The 21,217-nt window shown below is 54.9% G+C and carries 14 protein-coding genes; 4 read left to right on the top strand and 10 right to left on the bottom strand.

Features of this window, described 5'->3' with window-relative positions; translation table 11 throughout:
• Nucleotides 1-49: 49 nt before the first annotated feature.
• The 3 genes from AC007G_RS24075 to AC007G_RS24065 all read right to left on the bottom strand — a co-directional run bounded on the left by AC007G_RS24075 (nt 50) and on the right by AC007G_RS24065 (nt 5,678).
• Nucleotides 50-898 (bottom strand): aldose 1-epimerase, encoded by an 849-nt coding sequence (locus AC007G_RS24075; protein WP_142630887.1) that lies wholly within the window; start codon nt 896-898, stop codon nt 50-52.
• Nucleotides 898-2,334: a sugar porter family MFS transporter gene (locus tag AC007G_RS24070; RefSeq protein ID WP_032699021.1), complete on the bottom strand. Its 1,437-nt coding sequence runs from the start codon at nt 2,332-2,334 to the stop codon at nt 898-900. The genes AC007G_RS24075 and AC007G_RS24070 overlap by 1 nt, the downstream gene beginning before the upstream one ends.
• Before the next feature lie 68 nt (nt 2,335-2,402).
• Nucleotides 2,403-5,678 carry a DUF5107 domain-containing protein gene (locus AC007G_RS24065; RefSeq protein ID WP_142630886.1) on the bottom strand — a complete coding sequence of 1,092 codons (3,276 nt, stop codon included), beginning with the start codon at nt 5,676-5,678 and terminating at the stop codon, nt 2,403-2,405.
• 113 nt (nt 5,679-5,791) lie between these two features.
• On the opposite strand from AC007G_RS24065, the gene AC007G_RS24060 reads away from it, so the two are divergent.
• Together AC007G_RS24060 and AC007G_RS24055 are read left to right on the top strand one after the other, a co-directional pair.
• On the top strand, nt 5,792-6,988 hold the full coding sequence (locus tag AC007G_RS24060) for an ROK family transcriptional regulator (RefSeq protein ID WP_032699019.1): 1,197 nt from the start codon (nt 5,792-5,794) through the stop codon (nt 6,986-6,988).
• Between the two features lie 73 nt (nt 6,989-7,061).
• Nucleotides 7,062-7,484 (top strand): DoxX family protein, encoded by a 423-nt coding sequence (locus AC007G_RS24055; protein WP_032686477.1) that lies wholly within the window; start codon nt 7,062-7,064, stop codon nt 7,482-7,484.
• Nucleotides 7,485-7,552: 68 nt separating this feature from the next.
• Here the strand turns inward: AC007G_RS24055 and glyA are convergent, their stop codons facing one another.
• Nucleotides 7,553-8,806, bottom strand: a complete 1,254-nt coding sequence (gene glyA / locus AC007G_RS24050; RefSeq protein WP_004866418.1) for a serine hydroxymethyltransferase — start codon at nt 8,804-8,806, stop codon at nt 7,553-7,555.
• 323 nt (nt 8,807-9,129) lie between these two features.
• Here glyA and hmpA point away from each other — a divergent pair, with 323 nt between their 5' ends.
• Entirely contained in the window at nt 9,130-10,320 is a 1,191-nt protein-coding gene (hmpA, locus tag AC007G_RS24045; RefSeq protein WP_032695561.1) for an NO-inducible flavohemoprotein, read from the top strand.
• Nucleotides 10,321-10,413: 93 nt separating this feature from the next.
• Here the strand turns inward: hmpA and glnB are convergent, their stop codons facing one another.
• The 5 genes from glnB to purL form a co-directional block, all read right to left on the bottom strand.
• A complete protein-coding gene (gene glnB, locus AC007G_RS24040) occupies nt 10,414-10,752 on the bottom strand; it encodes a nitrogen regulatory protein P-II (RefSeq protein ID WP_002914032.1) in 339 nt (112 codons plus the stop codon).
• Between the two features lie 65 nt (nt 10,753-10,817).
• Entirely contained in the window at nt 10,818-12,155 is a 1,338-nt protein-coding gene (gene glrR, locus AC007G_RS24035) for a two-component system response regulator GlrR (RefSeq protein WP_032686475.1), read from the bottom strand.
• Nucleotides 12,142-12,846, bottom strand: a complete 705-nt coding sequence (gene qseG / locus AC007G_RS24030; RefSeq protein WP_047665378.1) for a two-component system QseEF-associated lipoprotein QseG — start codon at nt 12,844-12,846, stop codon at nt 12,142-12,144. The genes glrR and qseG overlap by 14 nt, the downstream gene beginning before the upstream one ends.
• Before the next feature lie 17 nt (nt 12,847-12,863).
• Entirely contained in the window at nt 12,864-14,300 is a 1,437-nt protein-coding gene (locus AC007G_RS24025; protein WP_099002035.1) for a sensor histidine kinase, read from the bottom strand.
• A 736-nt stretch (nt 14,301-15,036) separates the two neighbouring features.
• A complete protein-coding gene (purL, locus tag AC007G_RS24020; RefSeq protein WP_046851994.1) occupies nt 15,037-18,924 on the bottom strand; it encodes a phosphoribosylformylglycinamidine synthase in 3,888 nt (1,295 codons plus the stop codon).
• Between the two features lie 174 nt (nt 18,925-19,098).
• Between purL and mltF the strand changes: the two genes are divergently transcribed.
• The gene (mltF, locus tag AC007G_RS24015; RefSeq protein WP_046851958.1) at nt 19,099-20,712 is read left to right on the top strand and encodes a membrane-bound lytic murein transglycosylase MltF; all 1,614 of its coding nucleotides are present in this window, start codon (nt 19,099-19,101) and stop codon (nt 20,710-20,712) included.
• Here mltF and tadA read toward each other — a convergent pair.
• The gene (tadA, locus tag AC007G_RS24010) at nt 20,709-21,215 is read right to left on the bottom strand and encodes a tRNA adenosine(34) deaminase TadA (protein ID WP_032686472.1); all 507 of its coding nucleotides are present in this window, start codon (nt 21,213-21,215) and stop codon (nt 20,709-20,711) included. The two genes, mltF and tadA, sit on opposite strands and share 4 nt — an antisense overlap.
• Between the last annotated feature and the right edge of the window lie 2 nt (nt 21,216-21,217).

The raw sequence follows: 21,217 nt of genomic DNA, 5'->3' as shown, positions 1-21,217 counted from the left end.
AGTCGATAGTCTGGCGATAAAGCGCCACGGGCGCAAGACGGGGATTTATCTATCTCCCAGCAATGAGTACCTGATTTACCGCTATTTTCAGCGACCATGAAACGGTATCTCCCGGCCCTAAGACCACCAGACCGGGCTGCCCTTCCATGTTATGTGCGTCAACCGGATGGCTCTGCGGCTCCAGGCAAATAAAAGGTTTACCCGGCATCCGGAAAAGCATCAACCAAGGAGTTTGCGACGAAATCGTGACAGACATCACATCTCGTTGAATGCTTGCGACGCCGCCCCAGCCGGAATAACAAACGTTTAACCAGCTATCTTCACCGTAAGTCGCCTGTGAGAAATCACCTCCTGCTGGCAGGTCTCCACGCCAGCTTAGCGGTAAATGCAAATCACCTTCCGGCCAGTGTCCGCTCGCCTGAAACTGTACCTGGCTGTGCCTGTCGAAGGCGAAGAATGGGTGAAAACCGCCACCGTACAGCATCGGCGCATCCCCACAGTGAACGAGCGTCATAGTGGCGACAAGAGTCTCTTGCTGCAGTTCGTAACGTATTAGCGCCAGATAATCGAATCCGCAGGAATGTTTCTGACGCAATTGCAGTACACAATGACAGGAAGATTGCGCTTTGACTTCCCACGGTTGTAACCAGCCATCGCCATGCAAGAAGAAACGTGCATCCGCATGATGGCTGGGCAACCTGACTTCTCGTCCACGAAAAAGAAAACGATTATCTGATACGCGGTTCGCCATCGGTATCATCGGGAACATGTCGCCAGCAGGATTATCATATAAAACCGGAATCTGGCATTGACGGGAAAACAAGCTTTGTACCTTGCCGCCCAGTGAGTTGACGCGCATCTGAAGATGCGCGTTTTCCAGAATAAAGCTATCCACCATTAGCGTATCCGATCCTGTTTCATCGTCTGCCTACCGGTATGGCGCTGCGCCAGTTGCTCTTCAAGCGCTTCCAGAGTCACACCTTTGGTTTCCGGAACATTGCGCAAAATGTAGAGATAACCTGCTGCACAAATCACACCATACAGAATGAAGCTACCCGATGCTCCCAGCCCGGCATTGAGTAGCGGGAAGGTATAGGTTAGCAGGAAGCAAGCAATCCATAGTGCCAGCGTCCCGAGTGACATGGCCAGGCCACGTACGCGATTAGGGAAAATTTCCGACAGCAGCACCCAGGTGACCGGGGCGAGCGTTAATGCATATATAGCAATCGCCGCCAGCACCAGAATAAGTACAGGTAATCCCAAAATTCCCAGACCGTAGGCTGCACCGATTAATGCATAAATAATAGTCAGCCCAGCCGCACCCAGCAGCATCAGTTTGCGCCGGCCAATTTTATCGACCAGCGGTAAGGCCGCGATGGTAAATACCAGGTTGATAAGTCCGGTAGCAACAATTGATTTCAACGTACTGTTAATATCAAACCCGGCAGAGGCAAAAATCTCCTGCGCGTAGTTGAAAATGACGTTAATCCCGCACCACTGCTGAAACATGGCCAGGACAATGCCAATCATGATGACAGGGCGTACCTTCGGCTCCAGCAGGGCAGACCAGGAGACCTTTTGCGAATCTTTACTGAGGGTATGTTCAATATCACGGATGGTTTCATCGGCGTAGCGCTGATTGCCGATACGCATCAGCATTTGATGGGCACGTTGGCTTTTTCCTGCACGTACCAGCCAGCGCGGAGATTCAGGAACAAAAAACATCAGTACCAGAAATACCACCGCAGGAACGATGCCAGAGCCAAACATCCATCGCCAGCCCACCTGCCCGTTCCAGCTGGCACTAATTTCTGCAAGCGTGGCACTGCTCGCTACCGGCTTAGCAATCATCAGGTTAACCAACTGAGCCGCCAGCACGCCAATAACAATCGTCAATTGGTTGACCGCCACAAAACGTCCACGCTGTGCCGCCGGGCTTATCTCAGCGATATACATCGGGCTTAGCGCAGACGCCAGACCGATGCCAAGGCCGCCGACAATACGCCAGACGACAAACATATCAAAGCTGTGGGCAAGCGCCGTTCCCCAGGCCGACAGCGTAAACAATGTTGCGGCCATAATCAGAGGCTGTTTGCGGCCAAATTTATCCGCACACCATCCGGAGGCCAGCGCACCGAATACACAACCCACTAGCGCTGAACTCATTGCCCAACCGGACTGTGCCGGGTCGGTAATAGAGAAATAAGCTTCATAAAATGGTTTCGCTCCGCCAATGACCACCCAGTCATAGCCAAACAGTAAACCACCGCAGGCGGCAACCAGACAGATAGTCCAGACGTAGCCCATTTTAAGATGTGTCTGCGCGTTATTCATATAGATTCCTCTTTAAGGGAAACGCAGGGAACAGTAGGGTTGGCGGGATGCCCCCGCCAGTTTGAGGTTCAGGAAAAGATGCCGCTTTGCAAGGCATGGCTAATCAAATGCGCCTTATCATGAGCGGGGTTGATCGCCAATAACTGCTGTAGTGCGCGCTGATAGTCGGTTATATTCCCCAACCCCAGATGCCCCAACGCTTCAATGAAAAGACAATGCTGTTGATGTTGCTGCGCCGCCGGCACATCCAGGACCACCAGGTCAGGTAGCGAGACGGCGAAAAAGTCGGCTTGTGGGACATTGTCCTTGTGACATTGAGCCCAGGCGATAAAGTTCTGGAAATGCTGCACTGCCTGCGCTTCATTGCCGCACTGGCGCATTGCCATTCCCTGCCAGAAGAGATAATCAGCGGGTTGATCGTTATAGTAGCGTCCGGCATTCAGCGTAGTACCACCCTGGAGTGCGCGGCGGTAGTATGCCGTCGCCTGCTCAGTTTCCCCGCTTTGCGTCGCGCAATGACCGAGCAAATACCAGATGTCGTTGTCTGTCTGCCCCGGTAGTCTCCCCTCACCAAGGTTATACGGATAGCACAACGCCTCCTCCAGATACTGAATAGCCTGCGGGAACGTCCGGCGCTCAATCGCTTGTAAGGCACTGTGCAGCTGATTAAGTAAATACTGGTCGGTCACTTTACCCTCCCCGCCTTCCCAGGGATGAAACTCTCGGGTACGCAAAATATGTGCGGCATCGGCATAACGCCCACAACTGTTCCACAAACTGAGTAACTCAGCAGTCAGATCGTCGCGCTTCAGTGCAACCGCGAGGTTCTCCTCCAGATGACGTAATCGCTCGCTAACGGAGGTGCCCGTCAGCTTACTGAGATAATCCAGTTCGAAACGAAAACGAGCATTTTCAGGTTCTAGCGCGACTGCTTGCTGGAGTCGAGCCATTGCCCGCACCGAATCATGTTGTTTGTTCCAGGCGTACACGCCAAGTAAACGATGTGCTGGCGCATAATCCGGTGCTTCCTCCAGCGTCTCATGCCAGCAAGCAACCGCCTCGTCATAGCGTCTTTTGCTGTACCAGAAGCAACCCAGCAGATAACAGGCAAAAGCACTGTCATCCAATTTCTGCAGCATCTGGACTTCATCGAGTGTATTAGGAAAGCGTACCCGTAACGTGTGGCAGTGCTGGGCCAATGAGATAAAGTGCTGGCGCTCGCTGGCTACGTCGCTTAATGCCGCGCGCCACAGCATTGGAATGGCCTCCTGGCAATCGAGCATGGCTAACATCGTTTTTGCGGTCTCTTTCTGCCCGATAGAAAGCAACCATCCGGCAAGCAGACTAGCATTAATACCTCGACAGCCAGTCACGCGTAGCAGGCTATCGCGCGTCTCATCGTCCTGATTGATCATCCAGCTAACACAATGCAGCGGGTAGCTTAGTGGATATTGTTCAAGACATACCGATATGTACTTCAGAGCCTCGCTGCCGCGCTGTAATTCCGCCAACGCCAGCGCTTTAAGCGCCATTGCCATATGATTACTGCCGTTAAACCGGAGGCTAATGTCTACTTTTTCTAACGCATCCGCGATGTCGCCACGCTTCATTGCCAGCCGCGCAAGAGACCAGTAGGCCGCATCACGACAATTTCCGCTCCACGAAGCCTTGTAATAGTGATCCCATGCATTGGTTTCATCGCCCTGTCTTTCCAGAGCACTAGCGAGCAACATGCTGGCTTCACCATCCCGAGGGTTTTTATTCAGACGATGGGCGCGCAGCAGCGCGGCCCGAGCACATTGTTCCGCCAACGACCAATCAGCAGCGTTAAGTGCCAGCGTGCCTAGGGCAACATTATTGCGGTAATCCTGTGGGTCAAGTGCTAGCGCCCGGCGATAGTAATCTGCGGCATAGCGGCTGGCGTGGTTGTACTGTTCCAGGTGTTGACCAATAAAATAAAGCTCATCCTCGTTATCGATCTCTTCAGGCATAGCTGGTGCCGTTGCAGGGTCAGGTAATGGCGTTTGCTGTGCCTGATGCTCCTGATACTTCAGTAGTAGTTCGCCTTCCCTGCTTTTTACCTGCAGAGTTAAGCGCGCGGCGTCCTTCTCCTGCAGTGTTTGCAACCAGCTTTCGCCGGGCTTTAACGTTAGCTGAGTTTCATAAAGAGGCAGCTCATCCGCACTCAGCTCCAGAACAATATTTTCCAGCGGAGCAATCGCATAAATCCCTAATTGCAGCTGTTCAGCTTCACGAACCAGTTTGAGAGCAAGCCGCGTATTCGCATTTTGCACATTTCCCAGCTCACTGTAAGGAAGGAAATTTTGAACAAAAATTTTCTCCTCATATGGATCAAGCCAGGTGAAATCCGGTTGATTATCGGTAAATACGCCGGTCATCAGTTCAATATAGGGGCCATTGTTGTCAGTCAGATTCCGATCCCACGCCTGACCGAAATCACCATGGCCCCAGCTCCACTGTTTTTTACCTGGTGAGACATGGTGGTCGGCGACATGCAAGAGCCCGCCGCGTTCATCATGATGATAGGCACCGACAAAGTCGTAATCCGATTTTTCCGCCATATAGGAAGTCGGTACGGGGACATTCTTATAGCGGGAAATATCCACCCCAGCCGAGTAATCAACCTTATAGTAAGTACCCGTGGCGACAGGAAATGCAGAGACATCGCGCTTGCCATGGTCGAAGACGGCAGTCACATCAGGAGGGAAGACGCTCTGATGCGCATCGCCACCTTTGACTGCCGGATTGGCCCACCACAAGAAATGCCGTGGTGTGGCATTGCCGTTAAAAACCTTACCTGTAATTTCTATCAGTGCACGGTCGGGATAAAGGGTAAATCCAGTCATAACCTGCAAACCACGCATTGGTTCCGCCTCCCCCATCCATACGGTTTGCGTACCGTCTTGACCCTGCAGGATCGTAAAATCAACGGGCATAAACGTTGTCGGTCGGTGGTGCTGGGGCCAGTTAAACTCAATACCACCAGAAATCCATGGCCCAAGTAACCCAACCAGTGCGGGCTTCACAACCTCGTTGTAGTAGACGAAATCACGTTGTTTAACCTTGTCGTAGGCACGATGGATACGCCCGCCGAGCTCAGGAAGTAGCATGATACGAATGAAATCATTCTCCATCCATACCGCATGATACTCACGCAACTCACGCTCACCCGTTAACGTATCAATCACGCCATATGGGTACACACTCCCCGAAGAACCTTGATAGACCCGTTTCTCAAGGAACATTGGGTTAGGGTCTTCCGCGCCCGTTGTCCACGTCGGTAATGTAATCGTTTCCTGCCAGACTTTAACCGAACCGTACATAGCGTTCTCCACTAAATGAAAAGAAGTAAAATATTCAATGCATCGAGTTTATATCCCTGTTCAGCTGTTAAAATGCACAATGCTCACGCAATATAGTTAAGGGAGTTAAGTGTATGCAGCGAACCGGTTTCAATAATGTTCAGGTCAGGCAAGTCAATAAATCTATCTTTCTTGCCCATCTGTGGCGGGAAAAACAGCTTAGCAAATCGCAACTCTCGCAACTCAGCGGGTTATCCATTCCGGCCGTGAGTAATATTCTCGAAGAGCTCCTCGGTGAAGGCTTGATTAGCCATTCCACCGAAAAAATGAGTCGCAGAGGTGTAAATAGTGGAAGCTTTCAGATTCCACAGCAACGGGCGTGGACGCTTTGCATGAGCATCACACCAACCAGCATTGAGTACCAACTTGCTGATGCGCGCTTGCTGGCCGTAGACAGCCTCCAGCATATACAGATTGATGCCCCCACCCCACAGGCTCTGCTTACCGTAATTATCGAATGCTGGCGGCGCATTCATCGTCAATATCCGGAACGCACAATCAATCTCGCGCTGGGTGTTCATGGTCAGGTAGATCCAGTGACTGGCGTATCTCAAACCATGCCTCAGGCGCGCTGGAAGAGTCCAATTGAACTAAAATACTTGCTTGAAGAAGAGCTCGGCGTTCAGGTAAGAGTTGATAATGACTGTGCCATGCTGGCGCTGGCGGAAAAGTGGCAAAACCACAGTACACAAGTGGATTTTTGCATCATTAACGTCGATTACGGCATTGGCTCGTCATTTGTCATCAACGACCAGATCTGGCGCGGCAGTCTTTATGGCAGTGGACAAATAGGGCACACCATTATTAATCCCGATGGTATTGCCTGCGACTGCGGGCGCTATGGTTGCCTGGAAACAGTAGCCTCCCTTACCGCACTAAAAAAACAAGCCCGGATGTGGTTAAAAACGCAGCCTGATGCAGGTCTTTCGCCAGAGAAAATAACCACAGAGTCACTGATTAATGCGTGGAAAGATGGTGATGTACACATCCGTGCCTGGGCAGAGAGAGCCGCCAATGCCATCGGATTGAGTTTATATAACTTCCTGAACATTCTAAATATTAATCAAATCTGGATCTATGGTCGGAGCTGTGCATTCGGCGAAAACTGGTTGGCCACTATTGTAAAGCAAACCGGTTTTAATCCCTTCGATCACGGTGATTCCCCTCGGGCACACGCGACACAGATTGAGTTTGGCAGGCTGACGCGTTCTGAACAGCTACTCGGCATTGGCTATCTGTACGTAGAAGAGCAACTGCAGACACTACGTTGATCGCACAAGGTATGTGGCAGATCACAAAATTGTGTATTACGTTTAAATCACGCACCTTCACAACGGATTGATTATGAACACACTACGCTATTTCGACTTTGGCTCTTCCCGTTCCGTTCTGCTGCTGATCGCCCGTATTGCCGTCGTACTGCTGTTTATTATATTTGGCTATCCCAAACTGATGGGTTTTAGCGGTACGGTACAATATATGGCCTCCTCCGGCGCGCCGCTTCCGACGCTAGCGGCTATTATCGCGATTGTGATGGAGGTTCCGGCGGCGATCCTGATTGTCCTCGGTTTCTTCACCCGTCCGCTGGCGGTGATCTTTATTTTTTATACGCTCGGTACCGCCGTCATTGGCCATCATTACTGGGATATGACCGGCGATGCAGTACTCCCCAATATGATTAACTTCTACAAAAATATCAGTATAGCTGGAGCCTTCCTGCTTCTGGCCATCACTGGCCCAGGCGCAATCTCCCTCGACCGTCGTTAATCGCTGAACGCCGGACGTAAAAAAGGCCGCACTGGCGGCCTTTTTCTTTACGCTTGCGTCGTTAAACGTTACGCATAAACCGGGAAGCGTGCACAGATATCCAGCACTTTACCCTTCACGCGCTCAATGACCGCTTCGTCATTGATGTTGTCCAGCACATCGCACATCCAGCCGGCCAGCTCTTTCACTTCCGCTTCTTTAAAGCCGCGACGGGTTACCGCCGGAGAACCGATACGGATACCGGAGGTCACAAACGGGCTCTTCGGATCGTTTGGTACGCTGTTTTTATTGACGGTGATGTTAGCACGGCCCAGCGCAGCGTCAGCTTCTTTACCAGTCAGGTTTTTATCGACCAGATCCAGCAGGAACAGGTGGTTTTCAGTACCGCCAGAAACCACTTTGTAGCCGCGATTCAGGAACACTTCAACCATCGCTTTAGCGTTTTTCGCCACCTGCTGCTGGTAGACTTTGAACTCTGGCTCCATCGCTTCTTTCAGCGCAACCGCTTTACCCGCGATAACGTGCATCAGAGGGCCGCCCTGAGCGCTAGGGAATACGGCAGAATTCAGTTTTTTGTACAGCTCTTCGCTACCGCCTTTCGCCAGGATCAGGCCGCCGCGCGGACCCGCCAGGGTTTTGTGGGTAGTGGTCGTCACAACGTGAGCATGTGGCACCGGGTTCGGGTAAACGCCCGCCGCAATCAGGCCAGCAACGTGGGCCATATCGACGAACAGGTATGCACCGATGCTGTCAGCGATTTCACGCATTTTTGCCCAGTCAACGATACCGGAGTAAGCAGAGAAACCACCGATGATCATTTTCGGCTTATGTTCCTGAGCCTGCTTCGCCATGTCTGCATAGTCGATTTTGCCGGACTCATCGATGCCGTAAGGAATGATGTTGTACAGTTTGCCTGAGAAGTTAACCGGGGAGCCGTGAGTCAGGTGACCGCCCTGCGCCAGGTTCATACCCAGAACGGTATCGCCCGGTTGCAGAAGAGCAGTATAGACCGCGAAGTTAGCCTGGGAGCCGGAGTGCGGCTGTACGTTAGCGTAGTCAGCGCCGAACAGCTCTTTTGCACGGTCAATCGCCAGTTGTTCAACGATATCTACATATTCGCAACCGCCGTAGTAGCGCTTGCCCGGATAACCTTCGGCATATTTATTGGTCAGCTGAGAACCCTGTGCCTGCATAACACGCGGACTGGTGTAGTTCTCGGAGGCGATCAGTTCGATGTGCTCTTCCTGACGTACTTTTTCCTGCTCCATAGCCTGCCACAGTTCGGCATCATAATCGGCAATGTTCATTTCACGCTTTAACATCCGCATCTCCTGCTCAGCTAACAATAGATTACAGCTCTAAAAGGGGGGCCTTTTTGGGCGACGGCCCACAGTATAACCGAATCGTTCTGTGATAACAGGTCTTGACAAAGGATTTTACGCAAACGATTGGCTCCCCATTACACAAGGCTTTGAGCAATAACGACTCAACGATTATCAACGGATTTCTTTTCAGGTTTGTGATGCGAATTCTTCATGTTGTTACCACTACGGGGAAAAGTGTTAAGGAACCATTTACAGTGCAGGGTTATTTTTATAAGATGCATATAAAATACATCATTTAAATAACACCGAAGGAAGCTGCTATGCTCGACGCCCAAACCATCGCAACGGTTAAAGCCACTATTCCCCTGCTCGTCGAAACAGGTCCTAAGCTGACCGCCCATTTTTACGATCGCATGTTTGCCCATAACCCGGAGCTCAAAGAGATCTTCAACATGAGCAACCAGCGTAACGGCGACCAGCGTGAAGCGTTGTTTAATGCCATTGCCGCTTACGCCAGCAATATCGACAACCTGCCAGCCCTGCTGCCTGCCGTTGAGAAAATCGCGCAGAAACACACCAGCTTCCAGATCAAACCAGAACAGTACAATATTGTCGGCGGCCATCTGCTGGCGACGCTCGACGAAATGTTCAGCCCGGGCGAGGAAGTGCTTGAGGCATGGGGTAAAGCCTACGGCGTGTTGGCCAATGTCTTTATTCAACGCGAATCTGAAATCTACCAGGGTAACGCCAGCAAAAACGGTGGTTGGGAAGGCACGCGCGCGTTTCGTATCGTGAAGAAAACCCCGCGTAGCGCCCTGATTACCAGCTTCGATCTGGCGCCGGTAGACGGTCAGCCGGTGGCGGATTATCAGCCGGGCCAGTATCTGGCGATTTGGCTGAAGCCGCAGGAGTTTGAATATCAGGAAATTCGTCAGTATTCGCTGACCCGCAAACCAGATGGCAAAGGCTACCGAATTGCGGTTAAACGCGAAAACGGCGGCCAGGTATCAAACTGGCTGCACAACGCATCGCAGGAAGGGGATATTGTGCATCTGGCTGCGCCGGCAGGAGACTTCTTCCTCGCCGTTGAGCCGAAAACGCCGGTTACGCTGATTTCCGGCGGCGTCGGACAGACACCGATGCTGGCCATGCTCGACACGCTGGCAAAAACGCAGCATGCGGCCCAGGTGAACTGGTTCCACGCGGCGGAAAATGGCGATGTCCATGCGTTTGCCGACGAGGTGGCAACGCTCGGCGCCAGCCTGGCGAAATTCACTTCCCATATCTGGTATCGCACGCCGACAGAAGCCGACCGCCAGGCGGCACGCTTTAACAGCGAAGGTCTGATGATGTTATCGGATCTGGCTGACACGCTGCGTGACCCACAAATGCAGTACTATTTGTGCGGCCCGGTAGCCTTTATGCAACATGCAGCGAAACAGCTGGTGGCGCTGGGCGTCAATAGCGACAACATTCACTACGAATGTTTTGGCCCGCATAAGGTGCTGTAATGAAATAACCCGGAAGAGGCAGAGATGCCGCCATTCGGGGATATCCCCGGTCGGGCAAAGCTGACCGGGGGATGCATAAGAATACGGCCCGGCTTAAATTGCCGCGTCGTCCTCTTCCCCGGTACGAATACGAATCACGCGGGCGACGTCAAAGACGAAGATCTTACCGTCACCGATTTTACCGGTCTGCGCCGTGCGGATAATGGTATCCACGCAGGTATCAACGATATCGTCAGTGACTACAATTTCGATTTTCACTTTCGGCAGAAAATCCACCATGTACTCCGCACCGCGGTACAGCTCGGTGTGGCCTTTCTGACGGCCAAAGCCCTTCACTTCCGTAACCGTCATCCCGGTGATGCCGACTTCGGCCAGCGCTTCGCGCACGTCATCCAGTTTGAAAGGTTTAATAATCGCATCAATCTTTTTCATGGTGTTCCTGTCTTTGTCGCGTAACCGGTTGCTTACCGTATCATAACTTGCGTCATGCTGCGGAGCTACTCTTTAAAGTCGTTGGCGTCGAGCTCGTGGCGCGACAGCAGCTTGTAGAATTCAGTACGGTTGCGCCCCGCCATTCTTGCCGCGTGGGTGACGTTACCTTTGGTAATTTGCAGCAGCTTGCGCAGATAGTTGAGCTCAAACTGATTGCGCGCTTCGACGAAGGTCGGCAGCGCGGTATTTTCCCCTTCCAGCGCCTGTTCCACCAGCGCATCGCCGATCACCGGCGAGGTGGTCAATGCTACGCACTGCTCAATCACGTTCACCAGCTGGCGAACATTGCCGGGCCATTTGGCAGCCATCAGCCGTTTCATCGCATCGGTTGAAAACGCCCGAACAAACGGCTTATGCCGATCGGCAGACTGACGCAGCAGATGGTTTGCCAGCAGCGGGATATCTTCCGCGCGCTCGGCCAGCGGCGGGATCTTCAGGTTCACCACGTTCAGGCGATAAAACAGATCTTCACGAAACTCGCCGCGCGCCATCGCTTTCGGCAGATCGCGGTGAGTGGCTGAGATGATACGCACATCGATATCGATATCGCGGTTGCTACCCAGCGGGCGCACTTTGCGCTCCTGCAGTACCCGCAGCAGCTTCACCTGCAGCGCCACCGGCATATCGCCGATCTCATCGAGAAACAGCGTCCCGCCCTCCGCGGCCTGGAACAGCCCTTCCCGGTTGCTCACCGCGCCGGTAAACGCGCCGCGCGCATGGCCAAACAGCTCGGATTCCAGCAGTTGTTCCGGCAGCGCACCGCAGTTAATGGCGACAAAAGGCTTGTCATGGCGCGGGCTGGCATTATGAATCGCCTGCGCGACAATCTCTTTCCCGGTCCCGCTCTGGCCGTTAATCAGCACGCTAACATCCGACTGCGCCACCATCCCGGCCTGCTCCAGCAGACGCAGCATCAGCGGACTGCGGGTTACGATTGCCTGACGCCAGCGCTCATCCGTCGCTGGCGCACTGTGTTCCAGCGCATCGTCGATGGCTTTATACAGCGCGTCTTTGTCCACCGGTTTGGTCAGGAAACCAAACACCCCTTGCTGGGTGGCCGCCACCGCATCGGGAATCGAGCCGTGAGCGGTAAGAATAATCACCGGCATCCCCGGATGAACTTTCTGGATTTCGCTGAACAACTGCAGGCCGTCCATCTCATCCATGCGTAAATCGCTGACCACCAGTTCGACTTTGTCTCGTGCCAGAATGCGCAGCGCCTCCGCGCCGCTTTCGGCGGTCACGACGCTGTAGCCCTCGCTGGTCAAACGCATTCCCAGCAGTTTTAACAGGCCCGGATCGTCATCCACCAGCAGCAGATGCGCAGGTTTACGGATCGTCATGTATGACCTCCGGAACTTTATCGCTGCTGTGGCTGCCGTCGGCATTAAAATTGCCTCCGGGTTTGCGGCTGGAAAGCTGGCGTTCAATATCGGTGAGGTTTTCCAGCTTGCGGGTCGTTAGCTCCAGCTGGCCGCGCAGCTGCTGTTCCTGCAGGCGCAGCGCCTCCAGCTCGCTATCGCTGGACTGCTGCAGCTTCGCGTAACGGGCGCGCTCATCCACCAGCTGCAGCTGCCTGTTCTGACCATCACGCCAGAGCTGATACAGCGGACGCACCTGCACGGCGATTTGCGGACTGAAGGTATTCAGGCGGGATACCAGTTCGCGGCGTTCATCCGGCGTAATCTTCGCATCCGCCAGTAAAATGCCGCGCTTAAAGGCGTCCTGCCAACTGTCATCATCATGCCGTTTGGCTTCCGCCCGCGCCTGAACCGGTGCCAGGCGATCGGCACAATCTATCCCGCGCAGCCAGTACAGCGGGTTTTTATCGCTGGCTTCGCTCTTCAACGACCAGATATCGGCACAGTCGACTGAAAGAAAATCCGCAACCTGGTGCTGCGGCAGCTCGGGTTGTGCTTTGTCATTTGCCGTGTGCGGCGAAAAAGCGGCGGAACACCCCGCCAGCGCCAGGCAAGAAATGCCCGGCAACAGCCATCCTTTGAAAGCACGAACCACTACGAAAAAGTGGGACATATTCACCCATTGTTGATTCATGTGTTGGTTTTTTCCGGCTCAGCGGCGGGCAGCGTTATGCGAAAACAGATAAGCCCGGACTCACTCTCTTCCAGGCTTAGCTCACCCTGCATTTGTCGGACGCAGTCGCGGGCAATACTCAGGCCCAGACCGCTGCCTTTTACCGCCCCTTTACGCTGATGGCTTCCCTGATAAAAAGGCTCGAAAATCATATTTTTTTCCGCCTGCGGGATCGGTTCGCCGCTGTTTATCACGTCTATGCGAACCTGCTCGCCATGCCGGTAGCTATGAATACGAATGTTACCGGATTCAGCCCCATAGTGCACCGCATTGGAATAGAGATTATCCATCACGCTGATCAATAATGCCGGTTCTGCCAGGCAGGTACGCTCCGCCAGTTGAATCGCGGTATGCATCATTTTTGCGCGCGCGGGCAAACTGTGAGCCGCCACGACATTATCAACCAGCTCAGCAAGATCAACGATTTCACGCGGGACCGGGCCATCGGCCTGTTTACGATTGTAGTCCAGCAGTTGCTCAATCAGTTTTTGCAGATTGCGGCTGCTGTTATCGAGAATTTCGACGATCTCCTGCTGTTCCGCGGTCAACGGCCCGGCCACGCGGTCGGCCAGCAGTTCCGTGCCTTCCCGCATGCTGGCGAGGGGCGTTTTCAGTTCGTGTGAAAGGTGGCGTAAAAACTGATGGCGCTGCGACTCCAGCCAGGCCAGACGTTCGCTCAGCCAGATGATACGCTCGCCGACGGAACGCAGTTCGCGCGGGCCGGTAAACAGCGCCGCATTATCCAGCGACTTCCCCTCCCCCAGGCGGTTAATCATTTTCTCGATCCCTTTAACCGGGCCGATAATCATCCGGGTAAACAGCAGCACCAGCGCCAGGCTCAGCAGAAAAAGAACCAGCGCCTGCCAGCCAAAAAACTGTCCACGTTCGGCAATCTCCTGCTGGAGCTGTTGTCCACGCGAGTAAACCACCGTTCGGGTGGCCTGAACCATTTCGCTGTTGGCGGCGGCAAAGGCTTCAAGGCTGGCTCCCGATTGCGCATCCGGGCTGCTGTTTTTACACCTGAGCTGTGCAAGGTCGTTCAGCTGCTGGCTCAGCGCCTGCCAGATTTTTTCGTCCGGGAGCACCCCGGCATGAGCGTCGAGCATCTCGCTATAGCGTTTACGCTGATTTTGATAGACCTTCGCCAGCGTCGGATCGTCGAGTACGCAGTACTGCCGGTAGCTGCGTTCCATTTCCAGCGACGCGTTCATCATCGCCTCACTGCGCCGGGCATCGACAAGCGTGGTGCGGTTAATATGCGCGGCCTGCGCGCTAAGCGCATTCAGGCTCTGCCACGCCTGCCAGGCCAGAACCAGCAGCGGCAGCAGAATCAACACAAACGAGAGCGTGACCAGCTGACGCAACGAACGGGGGAAAAGAGAGATTCGCTTCAAGGATAGGGTCTCAATCATTAGCTCATCACGATGCTAACTGAGGACGCCGCAGAGTAACAGGTGCAATCGACCTTTCTGTCGTGGAGAGTCGAAAAATAGCCCGACGCGGCTGATAAGAGAATCCGCGACGCGTCGATAACGGCAAACGGACTGGCATAGCAAACCGCCAGTAGCGTTCGCTAAATTGTCGTCCTGCGGATATAACAAAGCCAGGCACAGGCCTGGCTTTGTTATGGAATAAGGCGGTGCCTAACTCGACGTTTCGCCCGATGGTTGATAAAGCAAAGCTGTTATCAGAAGTTGGACGGCAGGCACCTTGTTGTGCGTCATTCGAAGTTTATGTAGCGCGTCCCGAAGGGGCTGACATAAGAAGGTGAATGAGCCACTGCGTATTATTATGCATTAACTATGCCACATAGCAAAACAAATTATTAACACAATGAAATATAATGAATTTATAGCATTTTACCCGCACCATGGTCGCGATGCTTTTTTAACCAGAGTGTCGCTATTTAGCAACACATAGTGACCTGTTTTCCCACCTCATTAGAAATCAATAAGTTAAATGTCTCCAATTAGCGACACCCCTCACCGGCGTTTGTCGGCAATTCCCGACACCTTCAGGCGACCGCCGTCACAAACGAAAAGCCCCCGCTCAAAGGCGGGGGCCTGATACATTACGCTTCAGCCGGGAAGGCTTTGCGAACGCGGCGGATCCTGCACAACTCGCCGGATATTAACCCAGCTGTTTACGTGCGTTGCGGAAGATACGCATCCACGGGCTATCCTCGCCCCAGTTTTCCGGGTGCCAGGAGTTAGCCACCGTGCGGAATACGCGTTCAGGATGCGGCATCATGATCGTCGCACGACCGCTTTCGCTGGTCACGGCGGTGATCCCGTTCGGTGAACCGTTCGGGTTAGCCGGATAGCTCTCCGTCACCTTACCGAAGTTATCGACAAAGCGCAGCGCCACCAGACCTTTGCTCTCCAGCTGGGCCAGATGCGCGCTGTCACGCACTTCCACCTGCCCTTCACCGTGAGAAACGGCAATCGGCATCATCGAACCGGCCATGCCCTGCAGCAGCAGAGACGGGCTTTGCGTGACTTCAACCAGGCTGAAGCGCGCTTCAAAACGGTCGGAATAGTTACGCACAAAGCGCGGCCACAGGTCGCTTCCCGGGATCAGCTCACGCAGGTTGGACATCATCTGACAACCATTACACACGCCCAGCGCCAGCGTCTGCGGACGGTGGAAGAAGGTGGCAAACTCATCGCGCACCCGCTCGTTGAACAGAATGGATTTCGCCCAGCCTTCGCCGGCGCCTAACACGTCGCCATAGGAGAAGCCGCCGCAGGCAACCAGCGCCTGGAAATCAGCCAGCCCGGTACGTCCCGCCAGCAGGTCGCTCATATGCACGTCAATCGCATCAAAGCCCGCGCGGTGGAACGCTGCCGCCATCTCAACGTGGGAGTTAACGCCTTGCTCACGCAGTACCGCCACCTTCGGACGCGCGCCGGTGGCGATGTACGGTGCGGCAATGTCTTCGTTGATATCGAAGGAGAGCTTCACGTTAAGGCCCGGATCGTCCTCACGACGTTTCGCTTCGTGCTCGCTATCGGCGCACTCCGGATTGTCGCGCAGGCGCTGCATCTGCCAGGTGGTTTCTGCCCACCAGATACGCAGCGTGGTGCGGCTTTCGCTGAACACCGGATGCCCTTCGGCGGTGATGACAAAGCGGTCACCTTCCGTCGCCTGGCCCAGATAGTGGACACAGTCCGCCAGGCCGTGAGAAGCCAGCAGCGCTTCAACCGCTTCGCGATCCGCGGCACGCACCTGGATAACCGCCCCCAGCTCTTCGTTAAACAGCGCCGCCAGACGATCGTCGCCCAACGCGGCGATATCTGCCGTCAGGCCGCAGTGGCCGGTAAAGGCCATCTCAGCCAGGGTGACCAGCAGGCCGCCGTCAGAGCGATCGTGGTAAGCCAGCAGCTTACGATCGGCCACCAGCGCCTGCATCGCATCCCAGAAGCCTTTCAGCTGTGCGACATCGCGCACGTCGGCCGGAACATCGCCCAGTTGACGGTAAACCTGCGCCAGCGCGGTGGCACCGAGCGCGTTACGGCCTTTACCTAAATCAATCAGCAGCAGGGCGTTATCTTCCGTGGAGAGCTGTGGCGTCACGGTATGGCGCACATCTTCCACGCGAGCAAAGGCGGAAATCACCAGCGACAGCGGCGAAGTCATCTCGCGCTGCTCGCTGCCTTCCTGCCAGCGGGTTTTCATCGACATCGAGTCTTTACCCACCGGAATGGTCAGTCCCAGAGCCGGACACAGCTCTTCGCCAACCGCTTTTACCGCTTCATACAGACCGGCATCTTCACCCGGGTGACCGGCCGCGGCCATCCAGTTTGCGGAAAGTTTCACGCGATTCAACGCGCCAATTTGCGTTGCCGCGACGTTGGTCAGCGCTTCACCGACGGCCAGGCGAGCGGAGGCGGCAAAGTCCAGCAGCGCAACCGGCGCACGTTCGCCAATAGCCATCGCTTCGCCGTAGTAGCTATCGAGGCTGGCGGTGGTTACCGCGCAGTTCGCTACCGGGATCTGCCAGGGGCCGACCATCTGATCGCGCGCTACCATCCCGGTCACGGTACGGTCGCCGATGGTGACGAGGAAGGTTTTCTCCGCAACCGCCGGCAAATGCAGCACGCGATTCACCGCGTCGGCGAGAGTGATATCCTGGCGATCCAGCGCATCACCTTTCACTTTCAGGGTCTGCACATCGCGGGTCATTTTCGGCGTTTTACCCAGCAGTACATCCAGCGGCAGGTCGATCGGCTGGTCGTTGAAGTGAGCATCGCTCATGTTCAGATGCAGTTCTTCGGTGGCTTCGCCGATCACCGCGTACGGTGCGCGCTCGCGGCGGCACAGCTCGTCAAACAGCGGCAGCTGTTCCGGCGCGACCGCCAGCACATAGCGTTCCTGGGATTCGTTACACCAGATTTCCAGCGGGCTCATTCCCGGCTCATCGCTCAGAATATCGCGCAGCTGGAATTTACCGCCGCGACCGCCGTCGCTGACCAGTTCCGGCATGGCATTAGACAGGCCGCCGGCGCCGACGTCGTGGATAAACAAAATCGGGTTCGCCTCGCCCAGCTGCCAGCAGCGGTCGATCACTTCCTGGCAGCGGCGTTCCATTTCCGGGTTATCGCGCTGTACAGAGGCAAAATCGAGATCCGCGTCGGACTGGCCGGATGCCATCGAAGAGGCTGCCCCGCCGCCCAGGCCGATATTCATCGCCGGGCCGCCGAGGACAATCAGTTTCGCCCCAACGGTAATTTCGCCTTTCTGCACGTGCTCGCCGCGGATGTTACCAATACCGCCCGCCAGCATGATCGGCTTGTGGTACCCGCGCAGCTCTTCGCCATTGTGGCTGGTCACTTTTTCTTCATAGGTACGGAAATAGCCATTCAGCGCCGGACGACCGAATTCGTTGTTAAACGCGGCGCCGCCCAGCGGGCCGTCGGTCATGATATCCAGCGCGGTCACAATGCGCTCCGGCTTACCGAAATCTTCTTCCCACGGCTGTTCAAAGCCGGGAATCCGCAGGTTAGAGACCGAGAAACCGACCAGACCGGCTTTCGGTTTCGCGCCGCGACCGGTTGCCCCTTCATCGCGGATTTCACCGCCGGAGCCGGTCGCCGCACCCGGCCAGGGAGAGATGGCCGTCGGGTGGTTGTGCGTTTCCACTTTCATCAGGATATGGGCGTCTTCCTGATGGTAGTCATAGCGGCCTTTTTCGCGATCGGCGAAGAAGCGCCCTACCTGAGAACCTTCCATGACCGCGGCGTTGTCTTTATAGGCGGACAGGACGTAGTCCGGGGTCTTCTCAAAGGTGTTTTTGATCATCTTAAACAGCGACTTCGGCTGCTGTTCGCCATCGATGACCCAGTCGGCGTTAAAAATCTTGTGGCGGCAGTGCTCGGAGTTCGCCTGGGCGAACATATACAGTTCGATGTCGTTCGGGTTACGACCAAGCTTGTTAAACGCATCCTGCAGATAGTCGATTTCGTCTTCCGCCAGCGCCAGCCCCAGACGGAGGTTGGCGTCAATCAGCGCCTGACGTCCCTGCCCCAACAGATCGACGCTGGTCACCGGCGTCGGTTGATGCTGAGCAAACAGCTTTTCGCCCTCTTCCAGCGCGTCAAAGACGCTTTCCATCATCCGGTCATGGAGTTCACTCGCGACAGCCGCCCATTGTTCTTCGCTCAGCGTACTGGCTTCCACATAGTACGCCACGCCGCGTTCAAGACGCACTACCTGCGACAGGCCGCAGTTATGGGCAATATCGGTAGCTTTAGAAGACCAGGGGGAGATGGTGCCAGGGCGGGGGGTGACGAGCAGTAATTTACCGGTTGGGGTATGGCTGTTTAAGTTTGGGCCATACTTGAGCAGTCGTACCAGCCTCTCACGTTCATCACCGCTTAACGGCGCGTTCAGTTCGGCAAAATGAACATACTCTGCATATATTGTGCTAACCGGCAGGTTGGCCGCCTGGAAACGTGCCAGCAGTTTATTAACACGAAATGCCGACAGTGCAGGTGAACCACGCAAAATTTCCATCATAAGTCTCTCGTCTTCGCAGCTTTCAATATGAGCCAGGGGGGAAACGGGCGCCATTATAGTGAATCCTGAGCCTCGACGAAACCGTTTGCGTGGAAATAAAATCATTCCCCTGGTTTATCAATTAATGTGACCTTCCTCGCGAATAAGTTGCCAACTGACGCATTCTTAAGCAAAATGCCGCTCATTCGAGGACTCTCTTTTAACTTTTCCGCTAATAGCCTGCTGAGGAACACAGAGCTGCAGAAGATTAACTCTCTGAAAAAATTAAAGATTAATTATCTGCTCATCGGCATTGTGACCTTATTGCTGGCGGCCGCCCTGTGGCCGTCGATCCCATGGTCAGGAAAGCCGGAGAACCGTGTCGCCGCAATTATGGCGCGCGGTGAGCTGCGCGTTAGCACCATCAATTCGCCGCTCACCTTCGCGACCATCAATAACAAGACCTACGGGCTGGATTACGAGCTGGCGGAACAGTTTGCCGATTACCTCGGCGTCAGGCTGAAGGTGACCGTCCGCCAGAATATCAGTCAGCTGTTTGATGACCTGGATAACGGTCATGCCGATATGTTAGCGGCCGGGCTGGTCTACAACTCAGAACGGGTCAAAAACTATCAGGCCGGACCGGGCTACTATTCGGTGTCGCAGCAGCTGGTCTACCGGGTGGGCAACACGCGCCCACGCAGCCTCGCTAACCTCACGGCAGAACAGCTGGTGATTGCCCCGGGCCATGTCGCCATTAACGACCTGCAGACGCTGAAAGGAAATAAATACCCGGATCTCGGCTGGCGCGTGGATGAAAAACGCGGGACGACAGCGCTGATGCAGGCGGTTATCGATGGCGAAGTGGATTACACCATCGCAGATTCGGTGGCGATTAGCCTGTTCCAGCGCGTGCATCCGGAACTGGCGGTTGCTCTGGATATCAGCGATGAACAGCCGGTGACCTGGTTTAGCGCCAGGAGCGAGGACAACTCGCTCTCCGCGGCGATGCTGGATTTCTTCAACAACATGAATGAAGACGGCACCCTGGCGCGACTGGAAGAAAAATACCTCGGACACGGCAACGATTTCGATTATGTCGACACCCGGACGTTCCTGCGCGCCGTCGATAATATTCTGCCGGACCTCCAGCCGATGTTTGAAAAATATGCGCGCCAGATCGACTGGCGCCTGCTGGCGGCCATTTCCTGGCAGGAGTCACACTGGGATCCGCAGGCCACTTCGCCCACCGGGGTACGCGGCATGATGATGCTGACCCGCAATACCGCGCAGAGCCTGGGATTAACCGATCGTACCGATGCGGAGCAGAGCCTTAGCGGCGGTATGCGCTACTTGCAGGATATGATGAATAAAATCCCGGACTCGGTCCCCAAAGATGAACGCATCTGGTTTGCGCTGGCGGCTTACAATATGGGGTACGCCCATATTCTGGACGCCATCTCGCTGACCAAAAAACAGAAGGGCAATCCCGACAGCTGGGCGGACGTGAAGCAGCGCCTGCCGCTGCTCAGTCAGAAACCGTATTACAGCCGGCTGAAATATGGCTACGCCCGCGGTCATGAGGCATACGCCTACGTCGAGAACATCCGCAAATACCACATCAGCCTGGTGGGCTACCTGTCGGAGAAAGAGAGGAAGGATGAACAGCGGCTGGCGCTTGCCGGGGACTATCCGGCGGTGATGCCGGATGAACTGGATAAAGAACAGCGGGCGCTCCCCTTTTTCCAGTTTCGCGCGGAATCGTTAGTCGACAACACCAGACTGAAGATTCCCGGATTGGGGCACTAAGCGCCTTCGACCCGACGCGCCTTTTTTAAGGCTTTTTTCTCTTCCCGCCGCCAGCGGAAAAATTCGCTGAGCATGCCTGAGCACGACTCCGCCAGAATCCCCTCACTGATCTCCACCCGATGATTCATCCCCGGATGGTGCAGGACATCCATTAGCGAGCCGGCCGCGCCGGTTTTTGCATCCCGGGCACCAAATACCAGCCGCGAAATCCGGCTATGCACCATTGCCCCCGCGCACATCACACAGGGTTCGAGCGTGACATACAGCGTCGCGTCAATCAGGCGATAGTTTTGCAGTACCAGTCCCCCCTGACGCAGGGCCATAATTTCGGCATGCGCCGTAGGATCGTGACGCCCGATAGGTCGGTTCCACCCCTCGCCGATAACCTGATTGTTGTGCACCAGCACGGCGCCAACCGGCACTTCGCCCTCTTCCCAGGCGCGTTTAGCCAGCGTCAGGGCGTGACGCATCCAGTATTCATCGTTCAGTTCATGGTCAGACAAAA

The sequence above is a fragment of the Klebsiella sp. CSG-1 genome (assembly GCF_056521145.1).
This window is presented reverse-complemented; position numbering and strand designations above follow the sequence as displayed.

Excerpts from the sequence above, each read along its gene's own strand:
- hmpA (WP_032695561.1), top strand. The coding sequence starts at position 9,130 with ATGCTCGACGCCCAAACCATCGCAACGGTTAAAGCCACTATTCCCCTG.
- AC007G_RS24060 (WP_032699019.1), top strand. The coding sequence starts at position 5,792 with ATGCAGCGAACCGGTTTCAATAATGTTCAGGTCAGGCAAGTCAATAAA.
- mltF (WP_046851958.1), top strand. The coding sequence starts at position 19,099 with ATGCCGCTCATTCGAGGACTCTCTTTTAACTTTTCCGCTAATAGCCTG.
- glnB (WP_002914032.1), bottom strand. The coding sequence starts at position 10,752 with ATGAAAAAGATTGATGCGATTATTAAACCTTTCAAACTGGATGACGTG.
- AC007G_RS24070 (WP_032699021.1), bottom strand. The coding sequence starts at position 2,334 with ATGAATAACGCGCAGACACATCTTAAAATGGGCTACGTCTGGACTATC.
- AC007G_RS24075 (WP_142630887.1), bottom strand. The coding sequence starts at position 898 with ATGGTGGATAGCTTTATTCTGGAAAACGCGCATCTTCAGATGCGCGTC.
- AC007G_RS24065 (WP_142630886.1), bottom strand. The coding sequence starts at position 5,678 with ATGTACGGTTCGGTTAAAGTCTGGCAGGAAACGATTACATTACCGACG.
- glyA (WP_004866418.1), bottom strand. The coding sequence starts at position 8,806 with ATGTTAAAGCGTGAAATGAACATTGCCGATTATGATGCCGAACTGTGG.
- qseG (WP_047665378.1), bottom strand. The coding sequence starts at position 12,846 with ATGTCCCACTTTTTCGTAGTGGTTCGTGCTTTCAAAGGATGGCTGTTG.
- AC007G_RS24055 (WP_032686477.1), top strand. The coding sequence starts at position 7,062 with ATGAACACACTACGCTATTTCGACTTTGGCTCTTCCCGTTCCGTTCTG.
- purL (WP_046851994.1), bottom strand. The coding sequence starts at position 18,924 with ATGATGGAAATTTTGCGTGGTTCACCTGCACTGTCGGCATTTCGTGTT.
- glrR (WP_032686475.1), bottom strand. The coding sequence starts at position 12,155 with ATGACGATCCGTAAACCTGCGCATCTGCTGCTGGTGGATGACGATCCG.